The following is a 16815-nucleotide window of genomic DNA, read 5'->3' on the forward strand; positions in this document are numbered from 1 at the left end:
TTATTTCTCCCGATGTGAGATGTCTGTAGTGTTTAATGTCACGGCTGTGCTTCTTGAAAGAGCAGCGTTAGTCGAAAGAGCTGTGGCAGAAAGCCCCTTGCCGACTGGCTTGTTTTTCGTGCGTTTACGGCGTGAGAGTAAGGGCAGAATCAACAGATTTGCCCAACCGCCAATCACCATCAGCAAGGCTCCAATCCACAGCAGGCTGATAAAGGGGATGATCTTTAGTCGTACCGCCCAGGAACCATCGTCAAATGGTTCTCCTAAGGCGATATAAATGTCCCGATTCCACCCTGGCTGGTTGCCAACCTCGGTCATCACCTGGCCAAAGTACGGGTAGAGACGCTTTTCCGGTCTGATCTCTGTGATTGCACGACTGCTATCAGAAACATCAAAGAAACCAAGGTCAGAAAGGTAATTGGGGCCAATCACCGGTGTTGTGCCAGTAAAGCGGAACTCAAGGTCGCCCAGTTGCGCGCTCTGATAAGGCGCCATGCGCAGATCCATGGACTCAAGCCCAAGGTCAGACAAGGTTGAACCTGTGATTGCGACAGCCAGACCGATATGGGCCAGAGTGGCCGGGCGAAAACCAAAGCTGGTCAGCTTTCTGATTTCATTCAGCGTCACCAGACTCGCAATAGAGAGGGACGAAATGGATAGAAGGCTTGCTTCTCCCAGTACTCCAAAGCTTGCAATGCAACCCAACGCCAAGGAAAGAATCAGCAAGGCTGTAATAGCTTTTAGGTTCAGGGTTTTGTCGCACAGTACCAACAGCAAAGCGGCTGCCAGTGTCATGGGAATAAAGAACGTATTGAAGTAGGCAGCACCAACCGAAATTCTTCCCAGGTTCAATACATCCAGAACAATGGGGTAAAGAGTTCCGAGAAGGACGGTGGCACAGGCCATAACGAAAAAAATAATGCTGGCAATCAGTCCAATATCAGTACGACTGAATATCTTCTGACTGGCTTTTTCTACAGGTGGGCGCAGCACCTGTATCAGGAACCCGGCACCCGTACTCAGCAGGGTAAAGGCAAGAATGGTTGTTCCAAGGGCAGGGCTGCGGGTAAAGGAATGGACAGACGCCATAACACCCGAGCGAACAATAAACATTCCTACCAGCATTAAACCAAGGGACGAGATAGCCAGAGTTGTTATTGCATGTCCTGCTCTGATACCTCTGCGACTCAATAGATTGGCATGAAGCAGTGCCGTCAGAGTCAGCCATGGCATCAGGGAACCATTTTCTGTTGGGTCCCAGAACCACCAGCCGCCCCAGCCAAGTTCCATGTAGGCCCACCAGCAGCCAAGAGCTATTCCCAGAGTTAACCAGCCCCAGGTGCTCATTGTCATTTGATGAACAGCGTGCAGCCATTTATCAACAGGCTGGCGTAGCCATAAACCGGCCATGATCTGAGAACAGATGGTAATGATGCCACCGTAACCGATGTACAGGATGGGAGGGTGCAATGCCAGCCCAATATCCTGCAGCATTGGGTTCAGGCCGTTGCCGTCAGTAGGGATAGAACCTTCAATGCCAATAAAAGGCGAAGACAGCCACAGCAGGCAATGAAAGCCAAGGCTGATGGTCGCCATAAAAGACAGAGATAAACGGCTTGTATCGTGATTCTGGTTGCTTCGTAAAAAGAACAGCATCCAGCCAGCGACAATGGTCGTCCATAACAGGAGAGAGCCTTCATGGCCGCCCCATGTGCCTGTAACCCGATAAAGCATGGGTACGCGCACACTGGTATGGCCAACAACATACTCAAGGGAGAAATCCAGAGTTGCCATGGCTTGAATCAGAAGGGCAAGTGCACAGGCCAGTGAGAGAAAGTGCGTAATGGCCAAGGTGCTGCGCCAGCGACTGATTTGCAGCCGGGTGCGATGCTTTTCAGCTATGGGCAGTAAGGCTAAGAGCAGGGCAGCAGTTGCTGCCAACCCTAAGAGCCATAAGCCTGCATGTGCAATCATATCCAGTTACCGGTTCAGGGGTTAACTGGAGGGATGGACTTGGACATCAGCTTCGCATTCGACAACTTGTGGGCAATACCCTGATGACAATCAATACAGGTCAGGTTTTCAGTTGCCATGCGCTTGTGATTGTTGCTTGCCCATGTGTACTGAAGATCAACGTTTTCTTCCAGATTTACGTGGCAGCTGCGGCAGTTGGCAGAATCATTGGCGCGCATTTCAGACCACACCTTTGCGGCCATAGCCGGACGGTGGGCATCATACTTTTCTGGAGTGTCGATTATTCCGGTCAGGTGTCCATAAATTTCACGAGAGGCTTCAATCTTTCTGATGATTTTTCCGACGAAGTCGTGGGGGATATGACAGTCGGCACACTCGGCCTTAATACCAGAGCTATTCTGAAAATGAATGGTCTGCTTGTACTCTGCGTAGGCATTGTCGTTTATTTCATGACAGCTGATGCAGAATTCAGTCGTGCTGGTTGCAGACATCATGGTTGATGTGCCGCCCCACAGTATCAGGGCGCCAACAGCTCCCACGGCTAATAGACCTCCGGCTGAATACCGGGCAGAAGGTTTTGAGAAAAAGTCACGCAGTTTCTTAATAAGGCTCATGGCATTCCCCGGAAGCTGTCTGGCGTCCTGTTGGCAAATCGGTGTTGGTTTTTTGATTTCTAACTACAATTGTCCGTTGATTGTGCAAACAGTTTCTTGATGATTATCAAAACTTCGTAAAGATTGGCGGGGGAAAATACATAGGAAAGCTGTAGTAATTCGTATCTCTATTTACTGGAAACGTCTGTGTCTCTTCATCTTGTTCTTTATGCGTCCCACGACGGGCAAACTGCACGCATTGCCAAAGTTATTTCCGAAGATATGGAATTAGCCGGTTTGAATGTGCAACTGGAAAATCTGGATACTCTCTCTTCAGAACTTTCCCTGTCAGAGTTTGACTCGGTTTTGATTGGGGCTCCGATTCGCTACGGATACCATTTGCCGGTTGCCCGAACGTTTATCGATACCCATCAGGATATGTTGAAGAGCATGAAAGGTGGTTTTTTCAGCGTGAACCTGACGGCCAGAAAACCGGAAAAACAGGATCCCCTGACTAATCGTTATATGCAGAAGTTCTTGAAAAAAAGCCCTTGGCAGCCCGAGTATCTCGGCGTTCTGGCAGGCTCCCTTCTCTACAGCCGTTATGGCTGGCTTGACCGGGTTATGATTCAGCTGATTATGAAGATAACCGGCGGAAACACCGATGCTTCAAAAGATATCGAGTACACATCCTGGGCAAGAGTAAAAACATTTGCCCAGGGGTATGTCGATTACCTCAACAGCAACAGTCTCAACAGTGGCAACTAATTTCGCTTTTTGGATTTCCTGTCATGGGTGTGTACCGACTGGTGGTGAACATCGTCACGCTCCACATCCATATATAAAGACGCCAGAAGAGTACAGCCATAGATTACTGGCATAACAATGGTCAGGGTCAGTATGATGTGATCAGCGGTTAACGGATCCATGGTGACACCTTTATTTTGTTGACTGTTTTTTTACTATATAAACAGAAATGAGATCTGTCAGGGAAGGGGTGTTTAAAAATGAGGTTTTTATCTCTGTTGGTCATACCGTTTCTGGTTGCTTCCGGAACAGTTTTCGGAGAGGTGCCAACTGATCCGGAACAAACTCTAATGCAGGGTAGCCTTTACCTAGGCAAAACAACTCCGGGCAACAAGGTGTTCTATAAAGAGCAACTTGTTATGCAGACAGCTGAAGGTGACTTTGTAATTGGCTTTGGTCGTGATGCAGAGCTGGAGCAGAGTTATGTTGTGGAAACCCCCAGTGGTAAACGAACAACTTATGTTTTGCAGCTAACCCCAAGGGATTACAAAATTCAGCGTATAGAAGGTGTTGCTGGCAAATATGTGACCCCACCAGAAAGCAGACTGCTTCGTATAAAAAACGACAACAGGCAGATAGGTGAAGCCCGATCAAGACGAACACCCAGAGATGATTTTCTTGATGGTTTTCTACAACCAGTCGATGGGCCGATTACCGGTGTTTATGGTAGTCAGCGTTATTTTAATGGTAAGCCACGTCGCCCGCACTATGGGCTGGATTATGCTGCCCCGGTAGGAACACCCGTACTTTCACCGGCAGCGGGAACGGTTGTTCTTGCTCACCCGGATATGTATTTTTCTGGCGGAACGTTGATTGTTGATCATGGTATGGGTGTTACCAGCAGTTTTCTGCATTTAAGTAAACTGTTGGTGAAGCAGGGTGATATTGTCCGGCAAGGGCAGCCTGTGGCTGAAGTTGGCGCGACAGGACGGGTGACAGGGGCACATCTGGACTGGCGAATTAACTGGGGTTCTGTGCGCTTGGACCCAGAGCTGGTTATGCAGGACTACCCTGTTGGTTCAGAACCTGAATCCGAATAAGTGTTATTCCCGTAAAGAGTTATTCATGCGGTACCTTCTTAAGTAGTTGTAAGGAACAAGTTTATGGCCGGTGTAACAACAATGGTGACTTCTGAGCAGGCTTTGGTCGGTGCGGCTGAGCCTATGGGGGTTACGGAACCTCATGTGGTTTTTAATCGTTCCCTGTTGCCGCCCTGGCCTGAGAATATGCAGGAGATTGTTGTTGGAATGGGGTGTTTCTGGGGTGCTGAACGACTGTTCTGGCAACAGGAAGGCATTCATTTGACGATGGTTGGCTACGCTGGCGGTTTTACCAAAAACCCAACCTATTCACAGGTGTGTACTGGAGAAACTGGTCACAGTGAAGTGGTCAGGATCGTTTTTGATCCTGCGATTATTTCACTGGAAAAGCTGCTTGCCCTGTTCTGGGAACAGCACAACCCAACAGAAGGTATGCGGCAGGGAAATGATATTGGCACCCAATATCGTTCCGCGATTTATACAACCACGGCTGAACAATTGAGCGTGGTAAAAGATACTCTGGAAGTTTTTCAGCGGGAGCTTTCAGAAAAAGGCCTGGGTGCGATCACCACAGAAATTGCGCCCCTGGATACCTTTTATTATGCGGAAACTTATCATCAGCAATATCTGGCCAGAAACCCTGATGGCTACTGTGGTTTGAAGGGAACAGGTGTTGTCTGCCCCCTGCCGTAAGGTGAGAAATATTTCTTTTAATAGGGTTTAAAGTTTCTCAGAGAGTCTACTGCCTGAGTGAGCGGAACGTCAGGATATTTTTCTTTCAACCGCTCGGTCACGGTTTGCAAAGCCTGTACCGAGGCATGTAGCTTCTCCTTATGACTCCGCACATCGCTCTGTAGCTGGCGATGTTGGCGGGACTCTTCGTCCAGACCCTCAGCCTTTTCCATATAGGCCGCATGAAGGGCATCCCGCAGGTCTTCGTGAGCCTGAAGAACATCTTCCGTGGCTTCCATCAGGTCCTGTATATGAGCTGTTTCCGTGCGAGCTTCAGACAGTTGCAGTTCCAGTTCAGCAATAGCCGTTTCCGATATGGTATGACTGATTTGCTGATTAACTAAGGCTGTTTCCAGAGTCATGGTTTTCTGGAACATCTGGCGAGTCAGGTCATCCTGCATTTTTATAATGATGTCTGATAATGCGGCTATTTTCTCCAGCTGGGCCGCCTCTTCCCTGGTATGTTCAAGTTCTCTTGTGCTTGTTTCCAACGCTCGGGACTGTTGCAGAATCTGATGCTTTTGACCGATAAGTTCCTGGCGTTGAAGATCGTTCTTCTCTCGCCACTCCGAGTTGATCTCCCGCAAATTCCCTATTTCCAGCTCAAGGCGTTTGATTTTAACGGCAAGCAGTTTGGTTTCCTGCAGATGGGAGAGGTTGGTCTGGGTGCCAGCGGACTTTGTCAGGGGCGATGCTGTCTGGGTTTCCCGATCGGAAACTGAGGTTTGTGTGTTCCATTCCGGTGTGTCTGTGCCAAAGTCAGACGTTTTTACCTGTGTCGAAGATGCGGATATTTCAGAAAGGCTGATAGAGCGTTCACTGATTTTTTTATCCGACAGGGCATTTATGATCTTGTTACAGATATAGATGATCTTGGATTTAATGGAGCTCCATAGGCCCTTTCTTTCCACTGGCTGTGGTACAGGTTGAGAGGCTGTACGCCAGTTTGCACCTGATGAGCCTGATGACTTTCGCGTCTCCATCCCTCTCTTCCTTTTTCGTTTCCCTGTTAGAAGAGTAGGCGGTTCGGGGTGGTGATGCAGATGGGGGACAAGCCCCCATCATTATTAAGATGTCTTTTTGCCTTTTATCAGCTCTCTGGCGGGAAAGCGGCCGGGATGAAGTTCAGCAACAAGATTCATGGATACTGGGGAAGCTTCACCGGTAATCTGGCAGGCCAGAATCTCTCCTGACAGTGGGCAGGTGACTAGCCCCCGGGAACCGTGTCCGGCATTAATATAAAGACCTTCCAGCCAGGGCATAGGCTGGTCGATGAGGGTTTTGGCATTTTTCTTAAGAGCGGCAAACCGCTGTTTGAACTCTGGCTCGTCCATAATCGGGCCCACAACCGGCAGATAGTCTGGCGTGGTGCAGCGAAATCCCGTGCGACCTTCCAGTTCGTCCGGATTCAGCTGGTCAAACGCAAGTGCTTCAGCGACCGAAGGAGCAAAGCTTTTGATGGTATCGAGATTGGCTTGATGATCGGCGCTCCGGCAGTTCTCATCTTTATCGTGAAAGTGGAATGTCGCTCCCAGCGTGTGTTTGCCATGGGTTGCTGGAGCAATATAACCTTCTTCGCACAGCACAGTTTTCAGTTCCTGGCTGGCCTGAGTGGCGGGAACTACCGTTATCTGACCGCGAATACTTTTCAGTGGCAGATGGGAAGTTTGAGCAAGTTCACTGGACTGATGGCCGCAGGCGATGATGGCTACCGGGCTGTTAAGTTTCTCGCCGTTCTCTAAAACAAGGTTCCAGCTATTGTTGATACGCTCCAGAGTTTTTACTGAACTCTCTCCCTGAAAGGTGATATTGCTGTGATCCAGCAATGTTTTTACCACCTCTGGTGGGCTAACCCAGCCACCATCCTCAAACCATAAGCCATTTTTCGGAATGTCAGTTCCAGCAATGTGGGAGAGTTCTTCAGCTGTTTTACTTACAAGAATGCTGTCGAAACGGCTGCAGTCAACTAATTGCTGCTGACGGGTTTCTTCCTTCTCTGAATCTGGTAACTGCACAATGCCAACAGGGTGATAAAGATCATCAGCGAGTTGGGTGAAAGTATTAATACTGTGGCGGTACCCTTGCAAAACCAGCTGCGTTAGCGGGGTATCATGGGCGGATAAACGGGTATACAGCATTCCCTGAGGGTTGCCGGAAGCGCCACCGGCTGGAGAGGTTTTTTTGTCCAATACTGTGACTTTCCAGCCCCTGTCAGCCAAAGCTCTTGCGGTGGATGCACCAGCAAGGCCTGCACCTACCACAACGGCCTGCTTTTGATTGTGTGATGCAGCTACAGGTTTTAACCAGGGTTTGCTTTCCTTCTTTCTGGTGGAAGGAACTGTTCCGCGAATCATTTCCCGCTTTTTGCCAAAACCAAGCACTCTGGTCATGGTTATACCTGCGTCAGCAATACCGTGGCGTACCATTCGGGCAACGGTAAATGTGGAGTAGGTGGCATCAGCGGCAGATTTGTCCACCATGTTTTGAAACAGCTCTGACTGCCACATATCCGGATTTTTCGATGGGGCAAAGCCATCCAGAAACCAGGCGTTTACCTGACCTTCAATATTTGGCAGTGCCTTATGGACATCCGCAACAATTAAAGTCAGATGAATACGATTATTTTGGAAATTACGACGGTGAAAGCCGGGAATATTTCCGGGGTATTGTTGCGACAGTTGTTCCGCTGATTCGCGCAGCTCTGGCCACAGTGCCAAAGCTTTGGTCAGGTCGTCTCGGCTGAGTGGAAACTTTTCCACAGACACAAAATGCAGACGGGCGGTTGCCGGCGCATGTTCCAAAAAACACTGCCAAGTGCACAGAAAGTTTAAACCTGTACCAAAGCCGGTTTCGGCAATAGTAAATACATCATGCTCCGGCAGGTCGGAAAAACGCTGTGACAAATCATTCTGTTCAATAAACACGTAACGGCTTTCTTCCAGACCGGATACGCTGGTGAAGTACACATCATTGAACTGACTTGAAATCGGCTGTCCGTTTTCATCCCATGAAAGGGTGGCATTTTTAATTGGCGTGCTGGTGGTCATCAGGCGGCTTTTAATTCGGTCAAAATACTCTGGGCACAGGTCTGGCGTTTGATTGTATCAAAGAGTGTTGCCGCTTCCTGATGTCCTTTGGTCATCATACGCAACCATTGCTTAATGCGGTCTGCCAGATAACGCTGTGGGTTCACTATGCCATAAAGATGCACATCATCATCGGCAATAGCGAGAGTCTGCTCAGCAAAGCTTTTCAGTATGGCTAAGGTATTCGTCCAGTTATCAATAGCGCTGTGATCTTCGCTCTTTTGCGAGGCCTTGATCTCACATCCCAACAGTGGGCGACTGACTGCACCGCGGCCGATCATTACATCTTCACAGTCGCTGATGGTGCGACATTTGTGGTAATCATCAACGGTCCAGATTTCACCGTTGGCCGTGAGGGGAATGGACAGCTGTTCCCGGATTTCTGCCAGTTTTTCCCAGTGAGCTGGTGGGCGATAACCTTCTTTGCGGGTACGGGCATGAATGGTTAAACCATTCGCACCAGCTGCCTCAATTCCGCAGGCAATATCCATAGCCTGTTCTGAGCTGTCGTAACCCAGACGCATTTTGGCTGTGACCGGAACCTCTGCAGGAACCTGTCTGCGAACCGCTTCAACCAATCGGAAAATTGTCTCTGGTTCTTTTAACAGCGCTGCCCCGCCTTTGTGGCGATTTACGGTTTTTGCCGGGCAGCCAAAATTCAGATCGATCCCCCGTGCTCCAAGCTGAACTGCCTTGCAGGCGTTTTCAGCCATCAGGGTAATATGGTTGCCCAGAAGCTGTGTATGAACAGGAGTGCCCCCCAGTGTCTGGCTGCCGTGACGCAGCTCCGGGCACAAACGATAGAACACACTGGCGGGATAAACAGTATCGGTAATACGGATAAATTCCGTTACACACAAGTCATAGCCGCCGGTGCCGGTGATCAACTGGCGGGTCAGGTAGTCGGCAACGCCTTCCATTGGGGCAAGGGTGATTTTCACAGAATAAGAGGCAGTCAGATTAAACAGCCAGCAATCCTATGACGAGTACAAGAAAATACCAACAAAAAAGTGAAAGGGGGGGAGTTGCTTACAGCAACTCCCCCCCTTTCACTTTTTTGATATGAAGTTTAAAGATTATCGCCAGCTTTCGGGCATGTTCTGCCGGTTTCTTTCCGTTAGAAGTAGAAAACGTGGGTGAACTTCACACGTATATTCATCTCCTTTCAAAGCTTTGGCCTCGTTCCAGAAAGCTTTGGTGAATGTGTCAACAAGTTTAGGATTCGATTGAGCCAGTTCCTCAAGGGTTTGGTTGATAAGGTCAACACCGTGGGTGTTATAGAGCGTTGCCGCAGCATCCGTTAGTTCGTCTACAGTCAGCAAGCCCAGCTCCCAGCTTGTATAAATATCTGTGATGATTTTTCTGCAGTCCTCGTTAGCAAAAAGCTCGTTTGGGGTCGTGATTTTGTCAGGTACAAGATCGTCCAGCATGTCTTCATTGGCATCATGCTCGGCTATAAAGTAGTTGTGAACGTCTGCAAGGTAGTTAACAGCTCGATTTAACAACGAGCGGCCAACGTCTATGAATTCTTGACCAGATAGCAGTGGAATTTCACGGGTGAGATCGGCGGTGTCGTGCCTGTCAGTTTTGGATAGCTCTCTGTTGCACCCAAAAAAGTATTGTCCCAAATTCATAATTTGCATGTGAATCCCCTCACTGAATTTCTGTTGTTTTAAAGTATGAGAGGGGCTTAGGAGATGAGCCATCAGACTTATGTCGGTATTGGAGAGGGGTAAAGTGCTTTTGTCAGCAATTAGTCGAACAAAGTTTGGACTTTTCCTTGCTTGGTTGTTGCTAGGGCTATTCGTTAGCTCGGTTCTGGCTGCGGAGCGTCCACTGGTGATTGGTAATGGTGCAGAACCTCAGTCTCTGGATCCTCACCATACCGAATCAGCTGTTGATTTCCGCATACAAAGGGATTTGTTTGAAGGTCTTGTCGTTCACGATGATCTGGGTGGCATTATCCCCGGGCAGGCAGAATCTTGGTCGATATCAAACGATGGCCAAACCTATACCTTCAAAATCAGAGAAAACGCCCGTTGGTCAAACGGTGATTCTGTAACAGCTCAGGATTTTGAATACAGCTGGCTGCGACTGATTTCTCCGGCTACCGGTTCTCCCTATGCCTGGTATCTGGATGCGGCGATGGTTGTGAATGCTACTGAGATTATTCGTGGAGAAAAGCCGCCTGAGACATTAGGTGTAAAGGCTATTGATAAACGAACCTTGCAGGTCAATTTAACCAGTCCTCTGCCTTATTTCATAAAAATGCTGACCATGATGAACATGGCCCCCGTTCATAAGAAAACAGTTGAACGATGGGGTAAGGATTGGACTCTTCCCGAGCATCTGGTTGGAAATGGGGCCTATGTTCTGAAACAGTGGGTTGTGAACGATAAAGTAGAGATTATTAGAAATCTACAGTATTGGAATGATGTTAATACACGAATTAATAATGTGGTATTTCTCCCTGTAACCGGTATTGGAGAGCTGAATCGTTATAAAACCGGTGAGATTCATCTAACCCAGGGCGTACCTGTTGAATATGTTGCCCAACTCAAAAAGGACAGACCAAAGGAGTTAATGAGTACGCCTTTTATTGGCACAGTGTTTATTTCTTTAAATACCGAAAACCCAGTGGTTAAGAGTGAGCGTGTTCGCCGAGCATTGTCCTATTCAATTAATAGGGAAGTGCTTGCCGATAAAGTTATTGCCCAGGGAAATCTTCCGGCCTATACACTTACGCCTCCTGTTGTTCAGGGTTTTCAGCTGCCAGACATACCCTATCAAATGCTTTCTATGGCAGAACGTATAAAACAGAGTAAAAAGCTGCTCAGAAAGGCTGGTTATAGTGAATCCCATCCTCTGCGTATTGAGCTTGTTTACCGAGCAAGGGAGAGCACTAGAAAGGCGGTCGTTGCTATTGGTCAAATGTGGAAGCAGATTGGCGTGCAAGTACAAATGACCAGTGTGGAAGCCGGTGATTATCATGCTCGCAGAACCTCTGGGGATTTTCAGGCGCTGGTGAGTGTCTGGCTGGCGGATTACAACGAAGCGAGCACCATGCTGAATATTATGGCGTCGGGTCATAGCAGTAATCACAGCCGTTATGTTTCAGAAGCGTTTGATCGGCTGATACAACGAAGCCGGCTTGAGCAAGACGAAGGAGCACGCAACCAGTTGTACGGTATAGCCGAGCAACAGCTGGTGGAGGATATGCCTATTATCCCTTTATTCCACAGTACCCGGGTTTTCCTTGTGCATCCTGAACTAGGCGGCTATCCCCTGAATAATCCCAAAAGTACAGGCTACTCAAGAAACTTTTACTGGAAGTCTGGCTCCTCTATTGGTCAATAACGAATACCACGAATAAGCAGATAGCTGCGGTCTATTTGCAATCCAAAGCGGTTCTGAAACCGGCCATGAAGATCTATAAAGTCTTTATACATTTCGGTTTGCTTACTGGATGCAAGGTTTTCATAGATGACTTTCAATGGTCCAAACGAAGTGGCAAATCTTTCCCAGAGTTGCTCAGCGGAGGGGACATAAAGGGTTGTTGTTCTGTATTGCGAGTGAATATCAAAGTTGCTTCCCAGTAGTTCGTTTATTCGATGAATGTGTCCCCACTCCAAAGGTGACGGCTGGGTAAGAGGGGCTTCCCGGTATTTGCTGATCAGGGCAAAAAACTGGCCAATATATTCATCTGGATTCGCATCCCAGGTTGTTAATACAAGACGCCCGCCGGGTTTGCATACACGACTGAGCTCGTTTGCACCCTGTTCCGGGTTACCTATGAACATAACGCCAAATGTAGAGATGACTGCGTCAAAGCTGGCATCGTCAAAAGGGAGGGACTCTGCGTCAGCATGTTGGTAGTCAATTTGAGGTGTAATGTCTTTAGAGAGTTCGCGGGCGGAACTTAATAATGTGTCGGCTATATCCACAGCTGTAACATCTGCACCTAAAAGAGCTGCGTTGCGGGCAGACCACCCTGTTCCTGTTGCCACATCAAGAATCTTCTCGCCACTTTCGGGGGTTAGCACCTGGGCGGCATGTGCCAGAGCATCCGCTATGGCAAAACTGATGAGGTTATAGTTGCTCCCTCCCTGATTCCAAACCTGTGCACTGACTTCGTTGTGTGGCTCGGTCATATTGAATGCTTCTCAGGACAGAAAGCCACCCAGTGTAGAATAATGCTTATACGGCGATTGTCTTTTGTATGCGGAAAGTAAGAAATGGGCGAAAATAATGCACAAGATCAGTGGTTTGTACGGTTGGGATTGCGTGATATAGCTATTTGGGTACAATAGCCCCCGGACTTATAACCCATAATTCCAATACAGCTGTCGACCAAGGAATAATCATCCGGGTCAGATAGGCAGATAAAACCATAACAGGGTGTGCCATGTCCCAAGCAGAACTCATAAATGAAGGCCTGTCGCTGATGATGTTCGGCATGGGCTTCGTATTTATCTTTCTGACCGTCCTGGTCTTTGCCACCAGTCTGATGTCAAAAGTTGTGTTGGCCATTGCTCCTGAGGAAGCTGCACCAGCTCCTCGTAAAGCTGCAGCACCTAGTGCTAGTGCCACAGATCCTGCCGCAGATCCGGTTCTGCTCGCAGTGATCAGCGAAGCTATCAGCCAGCATCGCGCACGCCGCCAATAACTGCCAGTTTCTGTATTTCTATCTGGGGGAAATAAAAGAATGACCGTTAATAAAGCGCCGCTGGGCATTACCGATGTCGTGTTGCGCGACGCACACCAGTCGCTGTTTGCTACCCGCCTGCGTCTGGACGATATGCTTCCTATCGCTGAGAAGCTTGATGAAGTTGGCTACTGGTCCCTTGAAAGCTGGGGCGGTGCTACATTCGACAGCTGCATTCGATTCCTGGGAGAAGACCCATGGGAGCGTTTGCGTGAGCTGAAAAAAGCCATGCCAAAAACCAAACAGCAGATGCTGTTGCGTGGTCAGAACCTGCTGGGCTATCGTCATTACGCAGACGATGTCGTAGATAAATTTGTTGAGCGCGCTGTTGCTAACGGTATGGATGTGTTCCGGGTATTCGATGCCATGAATGATCCACGTAACCTGCAGCAGGCTATGAAGGCTGTGAAGAAACAGGGCGCTCACGCTCAGGGCACGATCTCCTTTACTACCAGCCCTGTGCACAGTATGGATAACTGGGTTGAGCTGGCTAAGCAGGTTGAAGACCTGGAAGCTGACTCCCTGTGTATCAAGGATATGGCTGGTATCCTGACCCCTTATCAGGCTTACGAACTGGTTTCCCGCCTGAAGTCAGAAACCAACCTGGAAGTTCAACTGCACTGTCACGCCACTGCAGGCCTGTCTTCCATGACTCTGCTGAAGGCTATCGAAGCCGGTGTTGACCGTGTTGATACCGCAATCTCTTCCATGTCCATGACTTACGGACATTCACCCACCGAATCCATCGTTGCTGCTCTACAGGGCACCGAGCGTGATACCGGTCTGGATATCAACAAAATCGAAGAGATCGCTGCTTACTTCCGTGAAGTGCGGAAGAAGTACGCCAAGTTTGAAGGTGCACTGCGTGGTGTGGATTCCCGTATTCTGGTGGCACAGGTGCCTGGCGGCATGCTCACCAATATGGAAAACCAGCTGAAAGAGCAGGGCGCTGGCGATAAGTTTGACGAAGTACTGCAGGAAATTCCTCGGGTTCGTGAAGACCTGGGCTTTATTCCTCTGGTAACTCCAACCTCTCAGATTGTTGGTACTCAGTCTGTTCTGAACGTACTGACTGGTGAGCGTTACAAGACTATCTCCAAAGAGACTCAGGGCATCCTGAAGGGTGAGTACGGTGCAGCACCTTCTGCTATGAACGCAGAACTGCAGGCCCGTGTTCTTGATGGTGCAGAGCCTGTGACCTGCCGTCCGGCTGACCTGATTGAGCCAGAAATGGACAAGCTGGAAGCAGAAGTGAAAGCCGAAGCTCAGAGCAAAGGTATCACTCTGGCTGACAGCGCCATTGATGATGTACTGACTGTCGCTCTGTTCCCGCAGATTGGTTACAAGTTCCTGGAAAACCGTGGTAACCCGGATGCCTTTGAGCCGGTACCAACCGGTCAGGAAATGGTTGCTAAAGACAGCGGTAAGCCTGAGGTTTACACCGTTAACGTGAACGGCGCTGAGTATGTGGTTGAAGTGGCCGATGGCGGTGATGTGTCCGGCATTAAGGCTGTTTCTGCCGCACCAGCTGCTGCCGGCGCTGCGCCTGCTGCGGTTCCAGTAGGTGGTGGCGAGCCTTTGCCTGCACCACTGGCCGGTAATATCTGGAAGGTGAATGTGCAGCCTGGCCAGCAGATTCAGGCTGGTGATGTTGTCGTGATCCTCGAAGCCATGAAGATGGAAACAGAAGTTCGTGCTTCCAAAGCGGGTACCGTTGGCAGCGTAGCTGTCAAAGAAGGCGACACCGTTGTTGTTGGCGATGAGCTGCTGACCATCGCATAAGGAGGCTGTTATGGATAAGGTAATAGCCCTCTGGGAAGGGTCAGGCCTGTACAATCTGGATGTCAATTCGGCGATTATGATCGCTATTGGTTTCCTGCTGTTGTATCTGGCAATTCGTAAGAACTTTGAACCACTGCTGCTGGTGCCGATTGGTTTTGGTGGCATTCTGGCCAACATTCCTGCTGCAGGTCTGGCCTATAGTGCCGTTGAGCAGCTGGCCCATGTAGGTACGGCTGCCCAGCTGGATCAGCTAGGCGCGGTGTTGGGTGCACAGTTTGAGAACTATAAGCAGATTCTTGATGTGTACTACAGTGCCCCGGCTGCAGTGCAGACAGCCGCTGAGCAGTTAGCTGCTGATCTGAGCTACAACAATGGCATGCTGTATAACTTCTACTCTGTGGCTATTGGTAGCACCGTTGCACCGCTGCTGATCTTTATGGGTGTAGGAGCCATGACTGACTTCGGTCCCCTGCTGGCTAATCCCCGGACTCTGTTCCTGGGTGCTGCTGCGCAGTTTGGTATCTTCGCTACCGTGCTGGGAGCTGTAGGTATGACCTCTCTGGGTATCATGGATTTCTCTGTCGCTCAGGCTGCTGCTATCGGGATTATCGGTGGTGCAGATGGCCCGACTGCGATCTACGTATCCAGCGTACTGGCACCTGAACTGCTGGGTGCGATTGCAGTATCGGCCTACTCTTACATGGCTTTGGTTCCAATGATTCAGCCGCCCATTATGAAGGCGCTGACCACTGAGAAAGAGCGTGCCATTGAGATGGTTCAGCTGCGTCATGTGTCCAAGCTGGAAAAGATTAGCTTCCCGCTGGTGTTGCTGGTACTGGTAGCGTTGTTACTGCCGGATGCTGCACCACTGCTGGGTATGTTCTGCTTCGGTAACCTGATGCGTGAATGTGGCGTTGTTGATCGCTTGTCTGATACTGCTCAGAACGCTTTGATCAACATCGTGACCATCTTCCTTGGCCTCTCTGTTGGTTCTAAGCTGGTGGCGGACAAGTTCCTGAATCCAGAAACTCTGGGCATTTTGTCTCTGGGTATTGTGGCTTTCGGTATCGGTACCGCTGCAGGTGTGTTGATGGCCAAGCTGATGAACGTATTCAGTAAGCAGAAGATTAATCCGCTGATTGGTTCTGCCGGTGTATCTGCCGTACCTATGGCAGCGCGGGTATCTAACAAGGTAGGCCTTGAGTCGAACCCTCACAACTTCTTGCTGATGCATGCTATGGGGCCAAACGTAGCCGGTGTTATCGGTTCTGCGGTTGCCGCTGGTGTGATGATTAAATACGTGTCTGTGTTGTAATCTTTGCCGCTGAAATGAAAAGGCCCAGCTTGGTTTCAAGCTGGGCCTTTTTATATCTGGCTGATAACTGTCTGGGTTACCAGGAATGAACGGACTGTATTGCAGTCGCTCATTAAGCCTTAATCAGAAGATGAATCTGCAGGCTCAGTGGTGGTGTTCTCAATCTTTTCCAGGGTGAACTGTCTGCGCTTTTTGTAGGTGACCTTAGGCGCGGAGCTGGAATTTCTACGCTCTGTCGGCATGCTCAGCACAGGCGCTTCATTATTCACGCTCTGGTTTATTCTGAAGTTCTGTTGTGACTCGTGTCTTTCTTCCCGCTGTGCACGTGCGGCATTAAACTGTGGAGGCAGTTCTCTGCTCTGCTGTGGCTGTTCGTCACGGCTTTTGCGGGCGCTGTTAATTGGCTGACCAAACTGATTGCGGCGTTCAGGTTTTTTCTGTTTGGTCTCTGTCTCTTCCTGCATGTTTAATCGCATGCGGTAGGGGTGTCCATAACCACGCTTTCGGCGCTGCTTGTTATCTGTTGGCTCGGGGGGTTTCAAACCAGTGAATTCCTCATAAACGGTCGAGTAGAGGTACTTGCTCATTTCGTCCTCCGGAGGATGACGTCCTGTAACTTTTGAAGTGTTTATGGCGCCGAATACTAGACAATGCTTTGCAGAGCAAACATAGGTAACACTACCTAAAGCTCAGAAGGCGAAGGGCGGTCGAAATTCCCACATTGACATATCTATCTGCTCCCACGCAGCGAATGCGTAATTATTGGTCAAATGCCGCCTTC

The 16815-nt window shown here is 49.3% G+C and carries 16 protein-coding genes; 7 read left to right on the plus strand and 9 right to left on the minus strand.

Features of this window, described 5'->3' with window-relative positions:
* The gene (locus tag ACY2RR_RS18590) at window positions 1-1974 is read right to left on the minus strand and encodes a heme lyase CcmF/NrfE family subunit (RefSeq protein WP_490109674.1); all 1974 of its coding nucleotides are present in this window, start codon (window positions 1972-1974) and stop codon (window positions 1-3) included.
* Between the two features lie 14 nt (window positions 1975-1988).
* Entirely contained in the window at window positions 1989-2588 is a 600-nt protein-coding gene (locus ACY2RR_RS18595) for a NapC/NirT family cytochrome c (protein WP_490109675.1), read from the minus strand.
* Between the two features lie 186 nt (window positions 2589-2774).
* Here ACY2RR_RS18595 and hemG point away from each other — a divergent pair, with 186 nt between their 5' ends.
* The gene (hemG, locus tag ACY2RR_RS18600; protein WP_490109676.1) at window positions 2775-3335 is read left to right on the plus strand and encodes a menaquinone-dependent protoporphyrinogen IX dehydrogenase; all 561 of its coding nucleotides are present in this window, start codon (window positions 2775-2777) and stop codon (window positions 3333-3335) included.
* Here hemG and ACY2RR_RS18605 read toward each other — a convergent pair.
* On the minus strand, window positions 3332-3496 hold the full coding sequence (locus ACY2RR_RS18605; RefSeq protein ID WP_490109677.1) for a hypothetical protein: 165 nt from the start codon (window positions 3494-3496) through the stop codon (window positions 3332-3334). The two genes, hemG and ACY2RR_RS18605, sit on opposite strands and share 4 nt — an antisense overlap.
* 78 nt (window positions 3497-3574) lie before the next feature.
* Here ACY2RR_RS18605 and ACY2RR_RS18610 point away from each other — a divergent pair, with 78 nt between their 5' ends.
* Window positions 3575-4414, plus strand: coding sequence for a M23 family metallopeptidase (locus tag ACY2RR_RS18610; RefSeq protein ID WP_490109678.1), 840 nt, complete (start codon window positions 3575-3577; stop codon window positions 4412-4414).
* A gap of 63 nt (window positions 4415-4477) precedes the next feature.
* Window positions 4478-5107 carry a peptide-methionine (S)-S-oxide reductase MsrA gene (msrA, locus tag ACY2RR_RS18615; RefSeq protein ID WP_490109679.1) on the plus strand — a complete coding sequence of 210 codons (630 nt, stop codon included), beginning with the start codon at window positions 4478-4480 and terminating at the stop codon, window positions 5105-5107.
* Window positions 5108-5124: 17 nt separating this feature from the next.
* Here msrA and ACY2RR_RS18620 read toward each other — a convergent pair whose 3' ends face one another.
* The 4 genes from ACY2RR_RS18620 to ACY2RR_RS18635 form a co-directional block, all read right to left on the minus strand.
* Window positions 5125-6129, minus strand: coding sequence for a hypothetical protein (locus tag ACY2RR_RS18620; RefSeq protein WP_490109680.1), 1005 nt, complete (start codon window positions 6127-6129; stop codon window positions 5125-5127).
* A gap of 84 nt (window positions 6130-6213) precedes the next feature.
* Window positions 6214-8193, minus strand: coding sequence for a bifunctional tRNA (5-methylaminomethyl-2-thiouridine)(34)-methyltransferase MnmC2/FAD-dependent 5-carboxymethylaminomethyl-2-thiouridine(34) oxidoreductase MnmC1 (gene mnmC, locus ACY2RR_RS18625; protein ID WP_490109681.1), 1980 nt, complete (start codon window positions 8191-8193; stop codon window positions 6214-6216).
* Complete coding sequence (locus ACY2RR_RS18630) at window positions 8193-9173, minus strand: tRNA-dihydrouridine synthase (RefSeq protein ID WP_490109682.1); 981 nt, start codon at window positions 9171-9173, stop codon at window positions 8193-8195. The genes mnmC and ACY2RR_RS18630 overlap by 1 nt, the downstream gene beginning before the upstream one ends.
* Before the next feature lie 135 nt (window positions 9174-9308).
* Complete coding sequence (locus ACY2RR_RS18635; protein WP_490109683.1) at window positions 9309-9875, minus strand: hypothetical protein; 567 nt, start codon at window positions 9873-9875, stop codon at window positions 9309-9311.
* A 100-nt stretch (window positions 9876-9975) separates the two neighbouring features.
* On the opposite strand from ACY2RR_RS18635, the gene ACY2RR_RS18640 reads away from it, so the two are divergent.
* A complete protein-coding gene (locus ACY2RR_RS18640) occupies window positions 9976-11589 on the plus strand; it encodes a peptide ABC transporter substrate-binding protein (RefSeq protein ID WP_490109684.1) in 1614 nt (537 codons plus the stop codon).
* Here ACY2RR_RS18640 and ACY2RR_RS18645 read toward each other — a convergent pair.
* Window positions 11583-12383: a class I SAM-dependent methyltransferase gene (locus tag ACY2RR_RS18645; protein WP_490109685.1), complete on the minus strand. Its 801-nt coding sequence runs from the start codon at window positions 12381-12383 to the stop codon at window positions 11583-11585. The two genes, ACY2RR_RS18640 and ACY2RR_RS18645, sit on opposite strands and share 7 nt — an antisense overlap.
* Window positions 12384-12637: 254 nt before the next feature.
* Between ACY2RR_RS18645 and ACY2RR_RS18650 the strand changes: the two genes are divergently transcribed.
* Genes ACY2RR_RS18650 through ACY2RR_RS18660 form a run of 3 tightly spaced genes read left to right on the plus strand, consistent with a single transcriptional unit; the run spans window position 12638 to window position 16034 of the window.
* Window positions 12638-12898, plus strand: a complete 261-nt coding sequence (locus ACY2RR_RS18650; RefSeq protein WP_490109686.1) for an OadG family protein — start codon at window positions 12638-12640, stop codon at window positions 12896-12898.
* A 39-nt stretch (window positions 12899-12937) separates the two neighbouring features.
* Window positions 12938-14719 carry a sodium-extruding oxaloacetate decarboxylase subunit alpha gene (gene oadA / locus ACY2RR_RS18655; protein WP_490109687.1) on the plus strand — a complete coding sequence of 594 codons (1782 nt, stop codon included), beginning with the start codon at window positions 12938-12940 and terminating at the stop codon, window positions 14717-14719.
* A gap of 10 nt (window positions 14720-14729) precedes the next feature.
* A complete protein-coding gene (locus tag ACY2RR_RS18660; RefSeq protein ID WP_490109688.1) occupies window positions 14730-16034 on the plus strand; it encodes a sodium ion-translocating decarboxylase subunit beta in 1305 nt (434 codons plus the stop codon).
* Between the two features lie 119 nt (window positions 16035-16153).
* Here ACY2RR_RS18660 and ACY2RR_RS18665 read toward each other — a convergent pair whose 3' ends face one another.
* Window positions 16154-16621, minus strand: coding sequence for a hypothetical protein (locus ACY2RR_RS18665; RefSeq protein WP_490109689.1), 468 nt, complete (start codon window positions 16619-16621; stop codon window positions 16154-16156).
* Window positions 16622-16815: the final 194 nt, after the last annotated feature.

The sequence above is a fragment of the Parendozoicomonas sp. 2304DJ65-17 genome (genome assembly GCF_058148445.1).